Consider the following 20,532-nt stretch of genomic DNA (forward strand, 5'->3'; position numbering starts at 1 on the left):
GGGACCGCCCCGAAGCCCGACCAGTGAGGAGCCAGCGGACATGAGTCAGCAGTACCCCGGCGACACCGCGACGATCACCCCGCCCGCAGGCGAGACGAACGCCACGCAGCGCTACGAGGAGGCGCGGGCGGCCGCCAACCGGGCGATGACCACGATCTCGGTCACCCCGGACCAGCAGAGCTCCGGCGCTCCGGGTGTCCTCAGCGCTGATCCGGACATCGATCCGGAACTGCTGTCGTACCGCGGGTTCAAGTTCGGGGCCGCGTTCTTCGGCTGGCTGATCGCGATCTCGATGTCGATCCTGCTGCTGGCAGCGGTATCCGCCGCCGCACTCGGGACCGCCCAGATCCTCGGCTACGGCACCAGCGACGCCAAGGCGCAGCCCGGCGCCGCCTCGCTCACCGCCGCCGCGGTCAGCATCTTCATGCTCATGCTGGCCTTCTACACCGGCGGGTACGTCGCCGGCCGGCTGGCCCGGTTCGACGGCGGCCGGCAGGGCTTCGGGGTCTGGATGATCGCACTGCTCGTCGGAGCGATCGCCGGCGGCGGGGTCTGGTTCCTGAACCACCAGTACGGCACGATCAGCGACCTGAACCGCCCGGACGTCGCCCTGTCGAACAACACGCTCGCGCTCGGCGGGATCGCCGCCGCGGCCGCGCTGCTGCTGCTCACGCTGCTGGCAGCGATCATCGGCGGCAAGGCGGGCCGGCGCTACCACGGCCGCATCGACCAGCTGCTGTAAGCACGACCTGTCGGTTTCACACCGGGGTACCTGGTAGTCACACGGGGCTTGTCCGGTGAGGAGAAGCTGACAATGATTCAGGAACAGCACCAGGAAGACACGCGGATCGAGCGGCTGGACCCGGCCGCAACGTACGAGGACGACGGGGACCCGCCGTCCAGTCGGCACCGCGCCGACGGCGACGCGTCGCCCGCGGCCGAGGTGGATCCGGCCTACCGGGGGTACAAGGGCGGGGCGGCGTTCTTCGGCTGGCTGGTCGCGATCGGTCTGACCACGCTGTTGACCGGGATCGCCGGTGCGATCGCGGCGGCGATCGACTACGCGCGACCGATCGCCTGGAACAACGCGAACGCCGACACGATCGGGATCGTCTCCGGCGCGGTCCTGCTGGTCATCCTGGCGATCGGGTACTACAACGGCGGGTACGTCGCCGGTCGGCTGGCGCGCTTCGACGGTGGCCGGCAGGGCTTCGGCGTCTGGATGATCGGTGTCGTGGTGACCCTGGTCGTCGCCGGTGTCGCGGCACTCGCGGGCTCGCAGTACGACGTACTGGGCCGGGTCGACCTGCCGTCGATCCCGATCGCCACCGACACGCTGACCTCGGGCGGCGTGGTCGCGCTGATCGCGGCCGTGGTGATCACGTTGCTCGCGGCGCTGATCGGCGGGAAGGCCGGCCAGCGCTACCACCGGCGGATCGACGTGAGCGCCGGCTGACCCACCGGCTGGGTGCCGACTCTCGTTCGGCACCGGGCCGGGAGGAAGCCGGGTACCGGAGGGCGGATCGCACCGATCCGTCCTCCGGGTTTTCCTTGCCGCGACCGCCGGCTCCCCGCGACCATGACGGGCATGACAATGCGCTCAGCGTTGGTCGTCGGCGGCACCAGTGGCATCGGCGCGGCCGCGGTACGGCGCCTCGCCGCGGACGGACTGCACGTCGTCGCGGCCGGGCTCGGAGCGGGCCCGTCGGAGGTCGAGCTCGACCTGCGAGCCGACGGCGCGCTCGAGGAGCTGATCGGGTCGCTCGGGAGGCTCGACGTACTCGTGAACGCGGCCGGCGTCATCCGGCGCGGGGACGAGCACCGGCCGGAGGTCTTCCGGGAGGTCGTGGAGATCAACCTGACCGGGGCGATGCGCGCGGCCGAGGCGGCGTACGGACTGCTCGCCGCGAGTCGTGGCTGTGTCGTCAACGTGGCGTCGATGCTGAGCTACTTCGGTGGGCCGCTGGTTCCGGCGTACAGCGCCTCCAAGGGCGGGATCGTGCAGCTGACCAAGTCGCTGGCGGTCGCCTGGGCCGCCGACGGCATCCGGGTGAACGCGGTCGCACCCGGATGGATCGCCACCGACCTGACCGCCGCACTGCAGTCCGACCCGGTCGCGTCCGACCGGATCCTGTCGCGTACGCCGATGGCTCGGTGGGGCACCCCCGACGAGGTCGCGGGAGTGATCGCATTCCTCGCCGGGCCGGACGCGGGCTTCGTCACCGGCACCGTCGTCCCCGTCGACGGCGGCTACCTGAGCATGTGAGGAGAACTCGATGATCCCGGTCTCCACCGGTGTCCCACCCGAGATCGCCGTCCAGGCGGTCCCCGACGACGATCGGCTCTGGGTGCCGCAGGCGCCCGACGTGTGGTTCCGGCCGCTGATGCTGAACACGATCACCGGCCAGTGGTGCAACCTGCTCAAGGTCACCCGGGCCGGCATCGTCTCCCGGCACCGGCACCCGAGCGCCGTCTTCGGCTACGTGATCAAGGGCAAGTGGCAGTACGACGAGCACGACTGGGTCGCGGACACCGGGGCGTTCGTGTACGAGCCGCCGGGTGAGATCCACACCCTGCGCGTCCCGGAGGACTGCACGGAGATGATCACGTTCTTCAACATCTCCGGCGCGATGATCTACGTCGACGAGGCCGGCAACCAGATCGGTTACGAGGACACGTTCACCAAGATCCAGCTGTGCCGGGACCACTACGGCACGAACGGCCTGGGCGCCGACTACGTCGACCAGTTCATCCGCTGAACCACCTCGATGACCTCGAGCAACGCCGGGGACGACGGGTGGTCGCGCCGGGTGAAGAGCGCCACCTGACGCTCGACACCGGCGTCGTGGATGGGTACCAGCCGCACGCCGGTGAGGTTGGCGGTGGTGACTGCCAACTGGTTGGTCACCCCAACGCCGAGGCCATGGCGCACCAGCGACAGCAAGGTCTGCGGCTGGTTGGTGCGGAACACGAACTCCGGAGCGAGGCCCCGCGAGGCGAAGGCCAGGTGCGACTCGAACTGCCGCGGCCCGTCGCTCTTGCCGATCGAAATCAGTGGGAGCTCAGCCAGTTGTTCCAGCGTGACTGACTCCATGCCGGCCAGCGCGTGGTTCTCGGGGAACACCGCGGTGAGCGGCTCGCGCCAGAGGATCTCGTGCGTCAACGACTCGTCGGTGACGAGTGGATGCACGGGGCGGATCGCGAGGTCGATGTCACCGCGGACCAGCGCGGCCTCCAGGTCGATGCTCGGGCCTTCGACGAGCAGCAGCCGGATGCTGTCCGGAAGGCGCCGTACGACCTGTGGGAAGAGCCAGGCCGCGGCGCTCGGGTAGGCGCCGAAGCGGACGTCTCCCCCGGCGGACAGGTTCTGTACGCCGCGCAGGATCTCCTCGGCCCGCGGCAGCAGTGCGCGGCCCTCGGGCGTCAGGCGCGGCGGGTGCGCACCGCGATCGAAGAGCTGTACGGCGAGGGCGCGTTCGAGATCCGCCACGTGCTCACTGATCCGCGACTGACCACGATGGACCGCCTTGGCAGCCGCCGAGAAACCGCCGTACCGGGTGACGGCGACGAAGCTGACGAGCCAGTCCATCCGGAAGCCGTACACCGCGGTGAGGTCCATGCTCGTCACGGTAGCCGGGAAGACACTGGCCGCACCGCGTGTTGGTGATGGTGTGCTCGAGGTAGCGGTGATCGGTGCGGGACAGGCGGGGCTGTCGGCCGCGTACCACCTGGTGCGGCTGGGATTCACGCCGTACGACGAGGTTGTCGTGCTCGATCAGAACCAGGGGCCTGGTGGCGCGTGGCTGCACCGGTGGGACTCGTTGACGATGCACGACGTGCACGGGATCGCGAACCTGCCGGGTGTACCGGTGCCGCCGAGTGCCGGTGCGGAGCAGGCGAACGCGTTCGTGCCGTCGTACTTCGCGGACTACGAGAAGCGCTTCGATCTCCCGGTGCTGCGGCCGGTGACGGTCGAGAGCGTGCACAGCGCCGACGAAGGGTTCGCCCTCGAGACGTCCAACGGAACCTACGAGACCGCCGCGCTGGTCAATGCGACCGGGACGTGGGATCGGCCCTTCATCCCCTGGTATCCGGGGATCGAGACCTTCCGGGGCCGGCAACTGCACACCGCCGACTACCGAGGAGCCGCCGAGTTGGCCGGGCAGCACGTGCTCGTGGTCGGTGGCGGCGCCTCTGCCGTCCAGTTGCTCGCCGAGGTCTCCGAGGTCGCCACCACGACGTGGGTCACCCGCCGCCCGCCGGAATGGCGTACCGGTGAAGACTTCAGCCCGGAGTACGGGCGTCAGGTGGTGGCTCGGGTCGAGGAACGCGTCCGCGCCGGTCTCCCGCCGCGCAGCGTTGTGAGCGTGACGGGGCTGCACCTTCGTCAGCAGGAGCAGGCCGCTTGGGACCGTGGCGTCTACAGCCGGCTGCCGATGTTCTCCAAGATCACCCCGGACGGCGTCGAATGGGCCGACGGCCGCCGCGAAGCGGTGGACACGATCCTCTGGGCGACCGGCTTCCGCGCCGACCTGGCCCACCTCGCGCCGCTGCACCTCCGCGGACCGTCCGGCGGCATCCGGATGAACGGCACCGCCACCGTCGCCGACCCACGCATCCAGCTCGTCGGCTACGGACCGTCCGCCAGCACCATCGGCGCCAACCGCGCCGGCTTCACCGCCGCCCGAGCCCTCCGCGACCTCCTCAAACCACTGGCAGCCTGACCTCTGCGGCTTCGTAGCCGGTCGAGGGCTCCCGAACCACGACCGGGACGAAGAGACCGGCGACCAGGAAGACCGCTGCGGTCAGCAACCAGCCCGGCCAGCCCCAGGAGACGGCAACCGTCGTGATGACCAACGGCGCCACGAGGTCGCCGATCTGGTGGCCCATCGCATACGTGCCTTGGTACTGCCCCTGAGCCCCCGGCGGCGCCAACTCGAAGCTGATCCCCCACCCGCCGGCGGACTGGAGCATCTCGCCCACGACGTGCGCGAGCGCAGCCACGACCAGCAACCCGATCGTCAGCGCGCCGGACGTCACGTCGGTGAGCGCGAGCACCAGACAGGTGAGCGCGAGCAGCAACCCGGCTCGCCGCCCGGCCCGCGCAGCGCCCGCGATCCGGTCGGTGCCGCGGGCGAGCCTGACCTGCAGCAGGACGACCGCGACCGCGTTCAGAACCAGCAGTACAGAGATCAACCAGCGGGGCGCATCGGTCGCGTTAGCGACCCAGAGCGGGATGCCGACCTGCGCGAGCGCGCCATGCATGCTCAGTACGCCGTCCAGTCCGACGAACACCAGGAACCGGCGGTCCCGTACAGCGGTCAGGCCCGAGGGACCAGTTGCGGACGGCACCTGCGCGACAGCCGGCATCCCGAACCGCACCAGCCCGGCGGTCACGACGTACGTCGCCGCGTTCGCCAGCAGCGCCACGACGTACACCTCCCGCCGGTCGACGGCCAGGACCGCGCCGGCCGCCGCCATGCCGACGCCCATCCCGATGTTGGTCGCCACCCGCAGGATCGCGCGGGTCCGCACGCGTTGGCCGGGCGGTGCCAGGCCGGCGATCAACGCTCCCTTGGCGCCGCGCTGACCGGAGTCGGCGATCGCGGTCAGGCCGGCGACCACGACGTACAGCCCGAAGGAGCGCACCTGGGTCAACGCAGTCATCGTCAGCGCCTGCAGGAGCAGGAAGGCGACGTACGTCTGTTTGGGGCCGAGACGGTCCGCGACCACGCCGAGCGGCGTACTGGCGGCCAGGCCGATCAACGCGGCCACGGTCAGTCCGATCCCCACGTGACCGACGGAGAGGCCAACGGCCCGGGTCAGGTACAGCGCGCCGACAGCCGCGTAGATGCCGTTGCCGACGGTGTTGACCAGGGTCGCGGCGATCAGTCTCCGGACGGCGGGCGAAAGTTGGGTGGTCACAACCGCTCATCCAACAAGCCACCGGCCGCCGTACCCGGTGGATTGCCGACTTCCGTCAGCTCAGCGCAGGATGAGGGTCAGGAGATCCGTGCCCAACGTCGTCAGTGCGGTGTTGTCCAGGCGGTAGGCGACGAAGCGGCCTTGGCGTTCGGCCGTCACGAGGCCGGCTCGAGTGAGGGCGCGCAGGTGGCGGGTCACCTGGGTCGGGTGCAGGCCCCAGAGCGCGGCGATCTCGCCGGCGGTACGGGGCTCACTGGCGACGGCCCGGCAGACCTGGAGGCGATCGGGAGACGCGAGCGCATCGAGGCGAGCGCGGATCTGCTGCGCAGTCGGTACGGCGGCCGCTCGCCCGTCAGCGGGATAGATCACCGTTACCGGCTCCCCCGGGATCTCCCCGAGGAACAGGTGCGGCGCGATGTAGTTGCTCGGCACAAGCAACAGCGAGCGCGTCCCGACGTCGATCCGCTTGCTCTGCACCTTCTGTACGACGATGTTGTCCGCGTCCCGCACCGCGATCGAACCGTCCAGCGAGCACAGCATCGCCCCGGCACCGTCGCGGATCGCCAAGTCACGATCGTGCCGCCCCCGGGCCGCCAGCGCGTCGCGCGACGACTCCCAGACGTCCCCGAACCACTCCTGCCAACACGCGTCCAGCAGGTCGACGAAACGCCGTACGGGCTCTGCGGGATCGGTCAGCAGCGCCTCGACCAGCGCGGCAACGGACCGGCCGCGACTGCGAGCCCAGTGCAGTACGGCGTCCGTGTCGACGTGCCGGCTGCTCAACGGGCGACCACGCAACGGCCGGACCAGTTCGGCCGCCACCTCCTCCGGTGGACGCGAGCGCAGCGCGGCGACCTCGTCGGACCAGGACGGCATACCGGTCGCCGTAGAGGTGGCGAAGAACCGGGCCCGGACCGCGCGCACGGTCCACGACCACTGCGACAGCTCAGCGCGCAGGTCAGCGGACAGCGGTACCGACGCTGCCCACTCGACCCGGTCGTGGTGCGAGGGCTCGGCCAGCACGTGCAGGGCACAGCCAAGCTCGATCAGCGGCGACGCCACATGCCGGATCCGCTCTCCGTCGAGCCGACCGACCCCAGCGAGGACAGTCGGCACGCCGTCAGTCCTTCAGCTTGAACTGGAGGTCGGTATCCCAGTCGTTCATGTCCGGGACCTCACGCGGGTCGGAGCGGTAGATCTCCAGGCGCGCGACCCACTGGTCCCCGTTGGCGTCCCACTCCACGCCCTGCTCGGCGCCCCACGCCAGCAGGTCACTCGTGGCACCCAGCAGTCCATCGGGATGGCCGTGGTACCTGACCTGCGCGTACCGGCCGGCCGGGAGTACGCCGGTGACGATCTCGCCCTCACCCGAGTGCAGGTCGTCCACCGGGAACCCGATCTCGAGCACCAGACCGGCGTCCATGTCGACCACGTCGTACTTGAAGAACGGAGCGTCGTTCGGTGCGATCTCCTTGGCCGCCAGCCAGTCGATCACCTCGCGCATCCGGTCCGCGAACGCAGCGATCCCGTTCATCGCGACCTTCCCGCGCAGCGCGACGTACGGACGCTCCCCGACTTCCACAATCTCCGGCATCGGTCCTCCCAACTCGGTTCTGGGCTCAACTTAGCGCGCGGACGGGCATCGACGCAGGACTGGCGCCGACGGCTCACTCAGCGTGTACTGAGGGCTGGGGGTGACCGCCGTGGTCAAGGTCAAGGTTGTGGTGGCTGCGCTCGCCGTGCTGGTGGCCGGGCCTGCGGACCCCGTGTTCGCCGAGCCCACGACGCCGATCACCTACAACTCCGGCACCTCCGCGACCCGGTTCACCGGTCTGGCGTTCGACACCTGTACCGCGCCGACGCTCGCCACGATGACCGCGTGGCGCGCCTCGCCGTACAAGGCGATCGGTATCTACATCGGTGGGGTCAACCGCAGCTGTGCCCAGCCACAGCTCACCGCTTCCTGGGTCACGTCGGTGACCGCGATGGGCTGGCGGCTCGTCCCCATCTATCTCGGTCTCCAGGCCCCCTGCGGTACCAGGAAGTACAAGATGTCCACGACCGCGCCGAACCGGGAGGCGGCCCGCGACGCGGACGATGCGGTCGCCAAGGCCAAGGCGCTGGGCATTCTGCCGAGCAGTGCGATCTACAACGACATGGAGCACTACGACAACACCAACGCCGTCTGCCGCTCCGCCGTACTGCACTACCTGTCCGCCTGGACGACGGAGCTACACCGGCAGCGGTACGTCTCCGGCGTCTACGGTCACCAGAACTCGGGAGCGCCCGACCTCGCAGCGGCGTACAACTCCAGCTCCTACGCGCGTCCCGACGCACTGTGGATCGCGCGCTGGGACAACAACAGCTCCCTCACCAACTGGCCCACTGTGCCCAACACGTTCTGGGCGGTCGGACAGCGCGGCAAGCAGTACCGGGGCGACCACACCGAGACGTACGGCGGCGTGACCCTCAATATCGACAACGACCGCTTCGACGCACCGGTCGCCAGCGTCGCGTACCACTACAGCGTCCGTACGACGGTCCACTCGTACAGCGGACCTTCGACGGCGTACCCGGTCCGCTCCACGATCGCAGCGAACGCAGGGGTCCGCATCGTGTGCCAGACCTTCGGACCGAAGATCGGTACCACGACGGTCTGGAACAAGCTCATCGACGGCACCTACATCGCCGACTACTACACGCGCACGCCGAGCAAACCGGGGTACAGCGCACCGATCCCCGGCTGCAGCTTCCCGTTCCAGACCACCATCGACGGTCTGTCACGCCGGCACGGCCCGGGTACGTCGTACGCGAAGTACCCGGGCACGCTGCCCGTCGGCTCGCTGGCGTGGATCAGCTGCCAGCAGGCCGGTTCGAGAGTCGGTACTACGGCAGTCTGGGACCGCCTGAGTGACGGGAGCTGGGTCACCGACTACTACGTCGCCACTGCGAGCAAGACGACGTACACGGCACCGATCCGGCGCTGCTGACGCCTACTGGGCCGTTTACTGGGCCCAGGGCGGTTGGACCGCCGTCCCGTCCGCCATGTAGCCGGTGAAGCCCGCGGTGATGGCGACGTACAGCTCCGCCTTGTCCTCGCCGAGGTTGGTCAGCGAGATCGGCTCACCCGCCGGTACGACGACCGCGTCGCCCGGACCGAGTTTGTCGCCGTCCGGAGCGAGTTGGACGGTGCCACTGAGCACCATGAACACCTCGTCCCGGTCGAGCGTGTGCGGCGCGTCGCCGCCGTGCCCGGGGTCGACCGTGAGCCGCCAGGTGCACAGTCCCGCCGACCCTCGGCTGGGCGCTGCCAGCCCGGTGAACTCGACTCCCGGCCGCTGGAAGCGCGGCGCGTCGGCCGCATGTGTCACATGCATCGTTCCCCCTCGATTTAGTCAAGCTGACTTGACCAAGCCAGCTTGACTATCATGGCGGGTATGACGCACTCGGGCAAGCCTGATCTGGGCATCTTGTTACTTCTCGCGGATCAGGAGTTCGTCCGCGAACTCCGCGGACACGTGGCCGGCCTCGGGTTCGAGGACCAGGGCCGGTCGGACGGATTCGTCTTCCGGACGCTGTCCGCCGGCCCGATGACGATCAGCGGCCTGGCCGAGCGGCTCGAGATCACGAAACAGGGCGCGAGCCAGATCGTGGACGACATGGAACGCCGCGGGTACGTCGAACGCCGCCCCGACCCGTCCGACGCCCGCGCGCGTCTCCTACACCTCACCGACCGCGGCCGCGACGCACTCGCCGCGGCCCGCAAGTTCCACCAGTCCTACGAACGCCGCCTCCGCAAACGGCTCGGCGACGCGGCGATCGACACCCTGCGCGAGGTGCTGACCGAGATGGCCGGGGAGGCCCAGATCAGCACCCCACACTTCCGGGCGTTGATGTTCTAGCTGAAGTACTGCGGGAACAGGTCGTGGGTGGGCCAGGTCTTCACGCCGTTGGCCGCGGTCCACATGGCGGCGTCAATGTCGCCGTACGACTTGCCACTCGCGTCGTCGCGGCGGTTGAAGAGGGCGGCCCAGCTCAGCCCACCGCTCGTCCGGACCAGCAGCGTGTAGGTGCCGGGCATGCTGCCGGTGTGCCAGGTGTTGCGCCCCGTGCCGCCGGTGACCGGGCGGATCTGCCAGCCGAGGCCGTAGTACCAGCCATCGGAGTTCACGCCGGTCGACGGCTTCGACCAGACGCGGCCGAGCGACGTACTGTTCAGGACGCTCGACGGCGCGTCGAACATCTTCGCCCAGCGCACCAGGTCCGGGGCGCTCGCGATCCAGCCGCCGTTCGCGTCCTGGATCCGCATGCTGAACGTCCCGTACGGCGCCGGCACCTTCTTCCCCGACATGTCGAGCACGGTCGGCCCGGAGTACTGCGACTCGTACGAGGTCTCGCCGCTGTGCTTCGCGATCGAGTAGCCGAGCGCCATCCGCTTGATCTTCAACGGCGCGAGCAGTTTCTGCTGCACGTACTGCTCGTAGCTCAGCCCGCTGACCTTCTCGATCACCCGGCCGGCGAGCGTGTAGCCGAAGTTCGAGTACGCGTACTTCGCGCCCGGGTTGAAGTCGAGCTTCTGGCCGGCCATGTACTTGATCACGTCGGCCTGGTGCAGCTCCATCGGTACGCCGAGCGTCCGGGAGATCGTGGCGTCCTTCCACTCCGGGTCGCCGGACACGTCCCGGTCCCAGCCGCCGATGTGCTGCAGCACCTTCCACAACGTGATCTGCGACCAGCGCGGGTCCCGCGTCAGCCCGGTCGCCGGCGTGATGTCGATGATGTTCGCGACCGGTGTCGACAGGCTCACCTTGCCGTCCTGCGCGAGCTTCACGATCGCGGCCGCGGTGAGCGACTTCGACAGGCTCGCGATCCGGAACAGCGAGGTCGGCTGCACGGTCAGCGCGGTCGACGTACTGTAGCCGCGGGCAAGCACCAGGCGGCCCTTGTACGTCACGGCGACCTGGCCGCCCGTGATGCCACGGGCCTGCATGAACGACTTCATCTGGCTGTCGAACCCGGCCAGCGAGGACACCGCCGTACCCGTCGTCTTCCAGGTGGCCGCCGCATCAGCCGGCCGGCCGATCAGATAACCGGCCCCGGTACCGACCGCAGCGGTAGCACCAGTAGCAACAGCCAACTTCCCCAAACTCCGCCGCGACAACTCCACGAACGTCTTCTCCTTCAACTCCAACGCAGGGGGCACCTAACCCGGAAAGTCTTTCACCCAAGAGGTCTACTCCGCCGCACAGAACCAACCCGTCTCAGCTCAACCGGCTCACAAGACACGGCTGGGCTCGCGGGTGGCGTGGTCGGGCGTGGTCGGGTTCGCGGGGTGGGCGGCGACCGTGTGCTGGTAGCTCTCGTCCGACCTGAGCCGAGGGACTCAGATGGTTGCGAAGCACGGTGGCCCGGTGTCGGACTCGGTGCCGCTGCGCTCACCCCAAACAGCGAACCGAGCCGCGGCACTGAGGGTCGCTCCGTCAGCCTTCCAACGGCCGGCCCGGGGAGCGGCCAGATCTGCGTCGCCCCAAGGACCGCTTGTCGACCCGCGAGAGTCGAACGGCGTGGTGCAGTTGCCGACCGGCGAATCACAGCCGGCGGCACGCACGCCAGCAGGCCGGGCAGGATCCGCATCTCCAGCTTGGGTGCGAGCCGCGCCAGGAGGTCGGGCCGCGCGCACACCAGCAGGTCGGGTGGGGTCTGGGCCTGCAGGTTGGGCAGGGACTGCAGGTGATCGGGTGGCCCAGGTGGGGCGGGTTAGGTGAGCTTGGCCGTTGGTGATGGTGATGGTCCAGCGGCCGGCATGGAGGTCGACGTGGTGGCGGCGGCAGAGCAGGGCGAGGTTGGTGAGGGCGGTGACGCCGCCGTCGAGCCAGGAGATCAGGTGGTGGGCATCGCACATCACCGGCGGTGCAGCACACACTACGCAGCCGCGGTCGCGGGCGTTCAGCGCGTGCCGCATCGCCTTGGTGACCAGGCGTTCGCGGCGACCGACGTCCAGGGGCTCGGAGTTCGAACCCAGGACCATCGGGATGACGTTCGCATCGCACGCCAAGCGACGGATGACCGCAGCGGACAGGGCATCGCCGTACACCGTCTGACCGGTGGCATGAGCCGTGGCGGTCGCGGCGGCGGTGGCGGTCGCGGACTTGAGGTCGTCGAGGTCGATGGTGACGGTGATGTTCGCCTTGGCGCCGTGCCCGGGCACCTGCCCGGGAGTAGCCGTGTTGGTGTCCCAGGCGTTGGCGGCGATGGTGAGCGCCGTGGTGAGGGCGTCGGCCTGGCGTTTGTCGCGCGAGCGGGGGTCGTGTTCGCCGTCGACGGTCTTGTGGGGGCGGGCACCGGCATGGACGACGGCACGCAGGAGTTCCGCATTCTCGTTGGCCAGGTAGCCCCTGAAGTTCACGCCGTTCTCAGCCGGAGCCAGAGTCAGCGACTCGCGGGCGTACGCCTTCTGCTCTGCAGGCTCCGGACCATCCGCGTCGAGCAGGTCGCAGAGCTGCTTGGCCGCGGACCGCAGCTCCTTCGGAGCAAGATGAGCGGCCAGCGACACCAGTTGGGCCTCGGCGATATCCAGGTCCTCCACCGGCACCCGCGAACGGACCCGCTCGAGCTCGGCCACGATCGCCGCCGCCTGTGCGGTCTGCATCGGCAGCACCATTCCGTCGGACTCGATCCCCGCGGTGAGCGCGGCATCGACAGCCGCGTACTTCGGCAGTGCGCGAGCCAGCCGCACGTCCCGCCACGCCTCCGACCGGTCCCGCCGATGCCGGAACGCCAGCAACTCGGCCGTGTCCCGCGCACCGACCTCCTGCGCGTAACCGCTCTCCTCCACCCGCGCGACAACCTGCAACCGAATCCCCTGCAACCGGATGATCTCCGCGTCCAGCTCATCGAGCGCAGGCAGCAGCTCATGGTTGCCCAACGCAACCACCGACCGCCCACCGAAAACATCCATACCGAAAACCCTACTCACCACCACCGACAGTTCTCCCACGAATCCCTTGTTTTCCAGGCGATCTCGAAAGATTCATCCCCGCCGCGGGTGTAGCGCAAGACTGGTGCGCCAGCCAGCGGTGGCGCTGGGGTGGCGGCGTTGGGGTGGTGTGTTAGTCGACCACCGTGGCGTAGGAGATGACGCCGCGGCGGATCTGGTCGACCACGGCGCGGGCCGTGCTGCGCAGCGGCGTCGCCCCGGCGGCGTCGGCGATCTGCTCGGTGAGGTCGATGAGCTGCTTCACCCAGCGGACGAAGTCACCCGCGGCCAGATCCGACTCGTACAGCACCTCGGCCAGCGAGGCACCCGACGCCCACCGGAACGCCGGCCAGCAGAAGTTCAGGTCCATCGACCGCAGGAAGTCGACCCGCATGTCCCGCTCCAGCGCCGACAGGTCCCGCCAGATCGACCCCATCTTCTCCAGCGCCAGCCGTACGTCGCCCCGCGGCAACCGCGGTGACGTCGGCTCGTCCTTCGACCGCGACTCGTAGACCAATGCGGCCAGGCACGCGGCCAGCTCGGGCACCGTGAGATCGTCGAAGACACCCTGTCGCAGGCACTCGGCCGCGACCAGGTCGAGCTCGGTGTAGATCCGCGCCAGCCGGTCGCCGGCCTCGGTCGTCTTGTCGCCGTCCAGGTAGTGCAGCGCGTCCAGCACCTGGCAGACCCGGTCGAACTGGCGGGCGATCGTGTTCGTCCGCTGCTCGATCTTCCGCTGCACGTCGCGGTTCTCCCGGTCGAGCCGGAAGTACCGCTCCGCCCAGCGGGCGTGGTCCTCGCGGTCGGAGCACCCGTGGCACGGATGCGCGCGCAGTTGCGCCCGCATCTCCTGCAGCTCCGGGTCGTCCGCGTGGCTGACGACATCCTTGCCACGGGCCCGTGACGGCGGTCCGTCCTCACCCAGGAGATCGGTCCGGGTCCGCAGTACCTGGGCCAGCTCGCGGCGCTGCTGCGGGTTGCGTGGGTTGAACTTCTTCGGGATCCGCAGCACGCCGATCGCCTCGACCGGGGTCGGGAAGTCGACCATCGACAGCTTGCGCACCTGCCGGTCCAACGTCAGCACAGTCGGCCGCGGCCCTTCGCGCTCGGACCGCATCCCCGGGTCGAGCACCAGCGCCCAGCCCGCACTACGGCCGGCGGGGATCCGGATGATGTCGCCGGTGTGCAGCTTCTCGATCGACTCCTGCGCCTCGACCCGGCGGTCGAGCTTGCGCCGCTTCGAACCCGACGCCTCCCGCTCACCGATCCGCCGGCGCAGATCGGCGTACTCAAGGAAATCGCCGAGGTGGCAGTCGATCGACTCCTTGTACCCCTCGAGCGCCTCGGTGTTGCGCTGCACCTGCCGCGCCAGCCCGACCACGGCCTGGTCGGACTGGAACTGCGCGAACGACAGCTCGAGCATGTCCCGCGCCCGAGTCCGCCCGACCTGGCGGACCAGGTTGACGGCCATGTTGTACGACGGGGAGAACGACGACCGCAGCGGGTACGTCCGGGTGCTCGCCAGGCCGGCGACCTCCCGCGGATCGAACCCGGGCTGCCAGAGCACGACCGCGTGCCCCTCGACGTCGATCCCGCGCCGCCCGGCGCGCCCGGTGAGCTGGGTGTACTCCCCCGGCGTGATGTCGACGTGCGCCTCACCGTTCCACTTGGACAGCTTCTCCAGGACGACGGTGCGCGCCGGCATGTTGATGCCCAGGGCAAGCGTCTCGGTGGCGAACACGACCTTGATCAGGCCGCGCGCGAACAGCTCCTCGACGACCTCCTTGAACGCCGCCAGCATGCCCGCGTGGTGCGCCGCGATGCCGCGGCTGAGCGCCTCGGCGAAGTCGTGGTACCCGAGCACGCCGAGGTCCTCGTCCGGCAGGTCGGCGGTGCGCTCCGCGACCACCCGCTTGATCTCGTCCCGCTCGGACGGCTTGGTCAGCCGCAGCCCGGACCGCAGGCACTGCACGACCGCGTCCTCACAGCCCTTCCGGGAGAAGATGAAGAAGATCGCCGGCAGCAACGCACCGGCGTCCAGCTCCTCCACCACATCCGACCGGTACGGCGTGAAGTGGCTCTTCGAGGGCCGGCCCTTCGGGAGGTCGCGACGGCGTCGCGGCTTGCGCGAGTCGTCGCGGAAGATCCGGTTGTCGTCCCGCGCGATCCGCACCAGCTGCGGATTCACCAGATCCCTGAGGTCGGCCTTCGCGGCCGCCTTCGCCGGGTTACCGGACTTGGCCGGTTTCGCGGGAGCGCCGACCCGAGCGGTCGGCGCCTCACCAGCGAACAGATCGTGCAGCCGCTTCCCGACCATCACGTGCTGGAACAGCGGCACCGGCCGCTTCTCCTCCAGGACGACCACGGTGTTGCCGCGGACCGTCTCCAGCCAGTCGCCGAACTCCTCGGCGTTGCTGACGGTCGCCGACAGCGAGACCACGCTCACCGAGTCCGGCAGGTGGATCAGCACCTCTTCCCAGACCGCGCCGCGGGACCGGTCGGCCAGGTAGTGCACCTCGTCCATCACGACGTACGACAGGCCGAGCAGGGTGCTGGATCCGGCGTACAGCATGTTGCGGAGGACCTCGGTCGTCATGACGACGATCGGGGCCTCGGAGTTGACCGAGTTGTCACCGGTGAGCAGGCCGACCTTGTCCGAGCCGTAGCGGCTGACGAGGTCGGCGTACTTCTGGTTGCTGAGCGCCTTGATCGGGGTGGTGTAGAAGCACTTCTGGCCGCGCTGCAGGGCCAGGTGGACGGCGAACTCGCCGACCAGCGTCTTCCCGGAGCCGGTGGGCGCCGCGACCAGCACCTGGTGACCGTCCTCGAGGGCGGCACAGGCGCGGAGCTGGAACTCGTCCAGCTCGAAGTCGTAGAGCCCCCGGAATTCCTTCACGGCGGGATGCTCCTGGTCCGAGCGGAAGGTGGCGTACTTCTCGGACGGAGTGCTCATGCCCCCAATCTATGCGACGCCACCTACAGTTTTGTCGCGCAGGCGGTTCTGGATGAACGTCGCGGCGTGGTCGAGCGCCTCGTCGGCCTCCGGCATCAGGTCGGCGAAGTACTGGTACACATGCGGCGCGCCCGCCACCACGTCAAGGCTGACGTCCACCTCTTGCTCCGCGGCGCGGGCCACCAGGCGGAGCGAGTCGTCGAGCAGCACCTCCGCCGTACCGACCTGGACGAGCAGTGGCGGCAGGCCTTTCAGGTCCGCGAGGACCGGACTGGCCAGCTCGTTCCGCGGATCCGCCCCACCGAGGTACAGCTCGGCGGACTCCGCCATTTGCGGGCGGCTGAACAGCGGGTCGAAGTCGCCGCGCGCATCGATACTCGGACCGGTCAGCGCGACGTCGGTCCACGGCGAGAACAGCACCACGCCGGCAGGCTGCGGCAGCCCTTCCGCCCGGGCCGCGAGCAGCGTCGCCAGAGCGAGTCCACCACCGGCCGAATCACCGGCGATCACCACGGTCTGGCCACTCTCGACCAACTCCCGGTACGCCGCCAGCGCGTCATGGATCCCCGCCGGGAACGGGTGCTCAGGCGCCAGCCGGTACTCCAGCGAGACCGCGGGAACGCCACTCCGCCGGGACAACGGCGCCGCCAGGTTCGCACCGGTCCGCGCCGAGCCGATCACGTACCCGCCACCGTGCAGGTACAGGATCACGCCGACCTGATCCGCGCCCTCGACCTTCACGTCCAGCGCCGGTACGCCGCCCAGCGTCCGCTCGGCCAGCGTCACGTCGTCGCCGAGCGGTCGGCTGGCGAACAGAGCATCGAACTCGGCCCGCTGCTCCTCCGGCGACCGGCCGATCTCGCCCTTCTGCATCATGCCGCGTGCTGCTTCGCGTTCTTCAGCGCTCATGGGTCCGTCTCCTGGTGATAGATTCCGAGGAATATAGTTCTCACCAACTACATTCCGAGGAATCTAATTCCCGTGACTGATCTCACAGCATTGTTCACGGATCTGGTCCGCCTGGAAACACGGCTCTACAACGTCCTCGACGTCCGGCTGAAGGCTGAGCACGAGCTCCCGCTCGGGCAGTTCGAGTTCCTGCGCTTCATCGAGGCCCACGGGACGACCCGGGTCTTCGACATCGCCCGCGAGATGGCGATCACGGTCGGCGCCACCAGCAAGGCCGTGGACCGGCTCGAGTCCGCCGGGCGCGTCCGGCGTACCGCGAATCCCGACGACCGGCGGTCCTCGCTGGTCGCCCTCACCGACGAGGGCGAACGCGTCCTGAACGCCGCGAAGCCCACCGTCGAGGCGGAACTGCGGACATGGGTCGGCTCGGTGCTGCCCGCGCCGGTTCTCGACCAGCTCGCCACGTCACTGTCGATGCTGCGACAGCACGCGGAAGCCGATCACCGGACGGACCGCACCGAGCCGAAGGTCACGCCGTGAGCGATCCTCAGCCGATGTGGAACGGGTCGCCGTAGACCTTCCAGTCCAGCGGGGTGTTGAGGTTGAAGTTGCCGTTGCGGAGGAAGACGCGCTGCGCGGTGTCGACGCGGCTGGTGTCGCTGTGCGCCTCCTCCTGCTTCATCGCCCAGACCCGCGCGTCCAGGAAGGCGTTCAGGTACGTCGTCTCGTTGCCACCCTGCGACGGCGGCTTGGCCTTGCCCAGCGCGCGCTTGCGGATCCCGCCGAAGCTGGTCGCGTCGTCGCCGTCACCGTGCATGACGATCGCGTCGTAGTAGCAGAACTGTCCGAGGGTGCCGATCCCGTCGGCCTTGCCCTGCTTGACGGCCGGGTCGAAGTACACCCGGTCGCGCTCGTCGTTCTGGCAGCCCTGGAACGCCGAGGCCTTCGCCGCGGTCTGCCAGTCCTTGGTGAAGTTCGGGTCCAGGCCCTGGTGCGAGTCGCTGCCGTTCACCTTCCGCAGCGCCGGCAGGTACTTCTCCAGCACGTTGCCCGGCTTGCGGTCCGAGTACAGCTCGACCAGGTCGAGCATGTCGCCGGTGCCCGAGCAGAACCCGATGATGCCCGCGGTGTAGCCGCGGCCGTCGTCGATGTCCTCGATGTACTTGTACTGCGCCTTCCAGTCCAGCGACGAGTTCTCCGCGCTGCAGACGATCTGCATCGCGATCTCCTTCTTCGCGGGATCGTCGAGCCCGGTCGCCTTGAGCTGACCCGGCACTACGGCGGTGGCGGCGTCGGCGGACGGCGCGTACCGCGCGACGGCGAGGCCGGCGGCCGGAACGGTGGCCAGCGACAGGCCGAGCAGCAGGGCGGACCGGCGGGTGGGGCGGTTCTCCATGGGTGTCCTCCGAGGGGCGTCCGAGGAATAAACTGTTAGGAAGCTTTCCTATCAGACCAAACCCGGAGATGAGAACAGCTCGGATTGTTACGGTTTCCGCTCAGCCGAAGACGGTCAGTGCCGCCGGAGCGATCCCGACCTCGACCGGCAGCGGCCCGAGTACCTCGCCGTCGGCGTACGCCGTGATCCCCGGAGACTCGATCCGGACCGAGCTGCCGCGCAGCGTGCGGACCCGGGGATGACCGACATGGGTGCCCTTGGACAGCTTCGGGAACAGCTGCAGCAGGGTCAGCCGGGACACCGGCTCGATGATCGTGACGTCAAGCAGGCCGTCGTCGATCTCGGCGCCGGCGCAGATCTGCAGTCCCCCGCCGTACGTCGGCCCGGTGCCGACCGCGACGAGCATGGCCTTGGTCTCGATGACCTGGCCGTCCACCGTCACGACGTACTCGAGCGGGGTGAACGTGCGGAGCTCAGCGAGGGTCGCGACCGTGTAGCGGGAGCTGCCCTTGGGCCAACTCATCGCGTTCGCGCGCTTGTTGACGAGCGAGTCGAAGCCGCCGGCCACGACGGTCGTGATGAACCGGTCCTTCGCGACCGCCAGGTCGACCGCCCGGGTCCTCCCCGCCACGATCAGATCGGCCGCCGCCACGGGGTCCTTCAGCGGTACGCCGATCCCGCGGGCGAAGTCGTTGCCGGTACCGGCCGGGATGACACCGAACGGCATGCCGGAGTTCGCCAGCACCTGGGCGCCGAGGTGGACAGTGCCGTCGCCACCGATCAGCGCGACCGCGTCCGCACCGGACGCGACCACCTCGGCCGAGATCCGGCCGACGTCGTCGGCACACGTCGTCGCGTGCACGTCGACGACCAGGCCGGCGCCGGCGAGCCGCTCGCGGACCACCGGCGCGATCCGCGCACCACGACCTCTACCGCTGGTGGGGTTGACCACCAGCGCGACACGTCTACTCACTAGTCGGCCAGGAGCTCGTCGCTGCGGACCTTGCGACGCTTGTCGTTGATCCGCGAGATGATCTCGGCCGCGAAGAACAACACGCACATGGGGATCGCCAGCAGACACATCGTGAACGGGTCACCCGACGGGGTCGCGACGGCCGCGAACACGAAGATCACCAGGATGATGTACGGCCGGAACTTCGCGAGCGCCGCCGCCGGCACCACACCGACCATGTTCAGCAGCACGACCACCAACGGGATCAGGAACGCGACACCGAACACCAGCATCGTCCGGATCACGAAGTCCAGGTACGTCGGCAGCTCGATCAGGTTCTGGATGTCGAGCGGCGTGAAGCTGATCAGGATCGCGATGCCCTTCGGCAGCGTCCAGTACGCGACCGCCATGCCGGCGGCGAACAACGGCGCCGCGATGCCCGAGAAGATGTAGGCCCACTTGCGCTCGTTGCGGTGCAGACCGGGCGCGACGAACGCCCACAGCTGGTACAGCCAGACCGGGCTGGCGAGCACCAGACCGAACAACGCCGAGATCTTGATCCGGAACGTCAGCGCGTCACCCACACCGGGGAACGTCAGGATCGGCTCCTTGCCCTGCTCCCGGGCGATGTCGCCGACGCTGGTGTGGAACGGCTGGGTCAGGAACTTGAACGCGTCGTTGTAGAAGATCCAGCCGATCACGGTGCACACCACGATCGCGAGCACACTGAAGAGCAGCCGGTTCCGGAGCTCGACAATGTGCTCGCGCAGGGTCATCCGACCCTCTGGGTCCCTCGGGTGACGGTCCTTCTCCTTCCGCCGCCCGAACTTCACCATTGACACGAGTGGGGCGTTCTACTCAGTTGGCCGTGTGCGTCGGCGGCAGGCCGTCGCCCGGCGCCTGGTTCGCCTGCGGCTGGGCCTGCTGCGCCTGCTGCGGGGCCGCCTGCTGCGCCGGAGGCTGGGAGGCGTTCTCGGTCAGCTCGCCGTCCTTCTTCTTGGGGCCGACCTCCTCTTCCCAGATCTTCTTCGACTTGCCGAGCTGCTTCACCAGCGCCGGCAGCTTGGCCGAACCGAACAGCAGCACGACGATCGCGAGGATGACGAGCCACTCTGCGCCTTGGGGCATACCGAGGAGCGGTGCTGCCATGTCGATCTCCCTTTCCCATCAACATCAACTCGGGACTCGAGCCTGAGTTCGTGGCCGAATACTACGCCGGGTTTCAGCCGTCCTCACGGGTCTGTCCAGACCCGGCCGTGGACTGCGCTGCCTCCAGCTTGGACTGGGCGGCGACCAACTCACGCGTCAGTGCCTTGCCCTGGCCCCACAACCTGATCCCGAGCAGGGCGAGGACCAGGAGCCACACCGCCACCACCGCGAGGAAGAGCAGGAACCAGTACATACCCAGGAGCCTAACCCGA

At 69.0% G+C, this 20,532-nt stretch carries 22 protein-coding genes; 8 read left to right on the plus strand and 14 right to left on the minus strand.

The annotated features are described in order from the left end of the window. Positions 1–40: 40 nt before the first annotated feature. The 4 genes from AC0662_RS39115 to AC0662_RS39130 all read left to right on the plus strand — a co-directional run bounded on the left by AC0662_RS39115 (position 41) and on the right by AC0662_RS39130 (position 2,759). Positions 41–742, plus strand: a complete 702-nt coding sequence (locus AC0662_RS39115; RefSeq protein ID WP_478307008.1) for a hypothetical protein — start codon at positions 41–43, stop codon at positions 740–742. Positions 743–814: 72 nt separating this feature from the next. Beyond that, positions 815–1,456 (plus strand): hypothetical protein, encoded by a 642-nt coding sequence (locus AC0662_RS39120; protein WP_478307010.1) that lies wholly within the window; start codon positions 815–817, stop codon positions 1,454–1,456. 132 nt (positions 1,457–1,588) lie between these two features. Beyond that, positions 1,589–2,266, plus strand: coding sequence for an SDR family NAD(P)-dependent oxidoreductase (locus AC0662_RS39125; protein ID WP_478307012.1), 678 nt, complete (start codon positions 1,589–1,591; stop codon positions 2,264–2,266). A 10-nt stretch (positions 2,267–2,276) separates the two neighbouring features. Next, positions 2,277–2,759: a 2,4'-dihydroxyacetophenone dioxygenase family protein gene (locus AC0662_RS39130; protein WP_478307014.1), complete on the plus strand. Its 483-nt coding sequence runs from the start codon at positions 2,277–2,279 to the stop codon at positions 2,757–2,759. Here the strand turns inward: AC0662_RS39130 and AC0662_RS39135 are convergent. Then, positions 2,735–3,619 (minus strand): LysR family transcriptional regulator, encoded by an 885-nt coding sequence (locus AC0662_RS39135; RefSeq protein WP_478307016.1) that lies wholly within the window; start codon positions 3,617–3,619, stop codon positions 2,735–2,737. The two genes, AC0662_RS39130 and AC0662_RS39135, sit on opposite strands and share 25 nt — an antisense overlap. Here AC0662_RS39135 and AC0662_RS39140 point away from each other — a divergent pair. Further along, positions 3,618–4,724 (plus strand): FAD-dependent oxidoreductase, encoded by a 1,107-nt coding sequence (locus AC0662_RS39140; RefSeq protein WP_478307018.1) that lies wholly within the window; start codon positions 3,618–3,620, stop codon positions 4,722–4,724. The two genes, AC0662_RS39135 and AC0662_RS39140, sit on opposite strands and share 2 nt — an antisense overlap. Here AC0662_RS39140 and AC0662_RS39145 read toward each other — a convergent pair. Genes AC0662_RS39145 through AC0662_RS39155 form a run of 3 tightly spaced genes read right to left on the minus strand, consistent with a single transcriptional unit; the run spans position 4,705 to position 7,519 of the window. Further along, on the minus strand, positions 4,705–5,925 hold the full coding sequence (locus AC0662_RS39145) for an MFS transporter (RefSeq protein ID WP_478307020.1): 1,221 nt from the start codon (positions 5,923–5,925) through the stop codon (positions 4,705–4,707). The genes AC0662_RS39140 and AC0662_RS39145 overlap by 20 nt on opposite strands. 60 nt (positions 5,926–5,985) lie before the next feature. Then, on the minus strand, positions 5,986–7,041 hold the full coding sequence (locus AC0662_RS39150; protein ID WP_478307022.1) for an ArsR/SmtB family transcription factor: 1,056 nt from the start codon (positions 7,039–7,041) through the stop codon (positions 5,986–5,988). 4 nt (positions 7,042–7,045) lie between these two features. After that, entirely contained in the window at positions 7,046–7,519 is a 474-nt protein-coding gene (locus AC0662_RS39155) for a GyrI-like domain-containing protein (RefSeq protein ID WP_452201085.1), read from the minus strand. A 100-nt stretch (positions 7,520–7,619) separates the two neighbouring features. Between AC0662_RS39155 and AC0662_RS39160 the strand changes: the two genes are divergently transcribed. Continuing rightward, positions 7,620–8,915, plus strand: coding sequence for a glycoside hydrolase domain-containing protein (locus AC0662_RS39160; protein ID WP_478307024.1), 1,296 nt, complete (start codon positions 7,620–7,622; stop codon positions 8,913–8,915). 15 nt (positions 8,916–8,930) lie between these two features. On the opposite strand, the gene AC0662_RS39165 is transcribed toward AC0662_RS39160, so the two are convergent. Continuing rightward, positions 8,931–9,302 carry a cupin domain-containing protein gene (locus AC0662_RS39165; protein ID WP_452201089.1) on the minus strand — a complete coding sequence of 124 codons (372 nt, stop codon included), beginning with the start codon at positions 9,300–9,302 and terminating at the stop codon, positions 8,931–8,933. Positions 9,303–9,362: 60 nt separating this feature from the next. Here AC0662_RS39165 and AC0662_RS39170 point away from each other — a divergent pair, with 60 nt between their 5' ends. After that, positions 9,363–9,827, plus strand: coding sequence for a MarR family winged helix-turn-helix transcriptional regulator (locus tag AC0662_RS39170; protein ID WP_478307026.1), 465 nt, complete (start codon positions 9,363–9,365; stop codon positions 9,825–9,827). Here AC0662_RS39170 and AC0662_RS39175 read toward each other — a convergent pair. The 4 genes from AC0662_RS39175 to AC0662_RS39190 all read right to left on the minus strand — a co-directional run bounded on the left by AC0662_RS39175 (position 9,824) and on the right by AC0662_RS39190 (position 16,763). Continuing rightward, entirely contained in the window at positions 9,824–11,116 is a 1,293-nt protein-coding gene (locus AC0662_RS39175) for a serine hydrolase domain-containing protein (RefSeq protein ID WP_452201093.1), read from the minus strand. The genes AC0662_RS39170 and AC0662_RS39175 overlap by 4 nt on opposite strands. A 192-nt stretch (positions 11,117–11,308) precedes the next feature. Next, entirely contained in the window at positions 11,309–12,883 is a 1,575-nt protein-coding gene (locus tag AC0662_RS39180) for an HNH endonuclease signature motif containing protein (protein WP_478307028.1), read from the minus strand. Between the two features lie 151 nt (positions 12,884–13,034). Further along, entirely contained in the window at positions 13,035–15,854 is a 2,820-nt protein-coding gene (locus AC0662_RS39185; RefSeq protein ID WP_478307030.1) for a DEAD/DEAH box helicase, read from the minus strand. A 9-nt stretch (positions 15,855–15,863) separates the two neighbouring features. After that, the gene (locus AC0662_RS39190; RefSeq protein ID WP_478307032.1) at positions 15,864–16,763 is read right to left on the minus strand and encodes an alpha/beta hydrolase; all 900 of its coding nucleotides are present in this window, start codon (positions 16,761–16,763) and stop codon (positions 15,864–15,866) included. Positions 16,764–16,835: 72 nt separating this feature from the next. Here AC0662_RS39190 and AC0662_RS39195 point away from each other — a divergent pair, with 72 nt between their 5' ends. After that, positions 16,836–17,303 carry a MarR family winged helix-turn-helix transcriptional regulator gene (locus tag AC0662_RS39195; protein WP_478307034.1) on the plus strand — a complete coding sequence of 156 codons (468 nt, stop codon included), beginning with the start codon at positions 16,836–16,838 and terminating at the stop codon, positions 17,301–17,303. A gap of 7 nt (positions 17,304–17,310) precedes the next feature. Here the strand turns inward: AC0662_RS39195 and AC0662_RS39200 are convergent, their stop codons facing one another. The 5 genes from AC0662_RS39200 to AC0662_RS39220 all read right to left on the minus strand — a co-directional run bounded on the left by AC0662_RS39200 (position 17,311) and on the right by AC0662_RS39220 (position 20,513). After that, on the minus strand, positions 17,311–18,159 hold the full coding sequence (locus tag AC0662_RS39200; RefSeq protein ID WP_478307036.1) for a chitosanase: 849 nt from the start codon (positions 18,157–18,159) through the stop codon (positions 17,311–17,313). 100 nt (positions 18,160–18,259) lie between these two features. Beyond that, positions 18,260–19,132 carry a diacylglycerol/lipid kinase family protein gene (locus tag AC0662_RS39205; protein WP_478307038.1) on the minus strand — a complete coding sequence of 291 codons (873 nt, stop codon included), beginning with the start codon at positions 19,130–19,132 and terminating at the stop codon, positions 18,260–18,262. After that, a complete protein-coding gene (tatC, locus tag AC0662_RS39210) occupies positions 19,132–19,887 on the minus strand; it encodes a twin-arginine translocase subunit TatC (protein WP_452201107.1) in 756 nt (251 codons plus the stop codon). The genes AC0662_RS39205 and tatC overlap by 1 nt, the downstream gene beginning before the upstream one ends. A gap of 82 nt (positions 19,888–19,969) precedes the next feature. After that, positions 19,970–20,260: a twin-arginine translocase TatA/TatE family subunit gene (locus AC0662_RS39215; RefSeq protein ID WP_452201109.1), complete on the minus strand. Its 291-nt coding sequence runs from the start codon at positions 20,258–20,260 to the stop codon at positions 19,970–19,972. A gap of 73 nt (positions 20,261–20,333) precedes the next feature. Next, the gene (locus tag AC0662_RS39220; RefSeq protein ID WP_452201111.1) at positions 20,334–20,513 is read right to left on the minus strand and encodes a hypothetical protein; all 180 of its coding nucleotides are present in this window, start codon (positions 20,511–20,513) and stop codon (positions 20,334–20,336) included. Between the last annotated feature and the right edge of the window lie 19 nt (positions 20,514–20,532).

The organism is Kribbella sp. NPDC043289, from assembly GCF_056436705.1.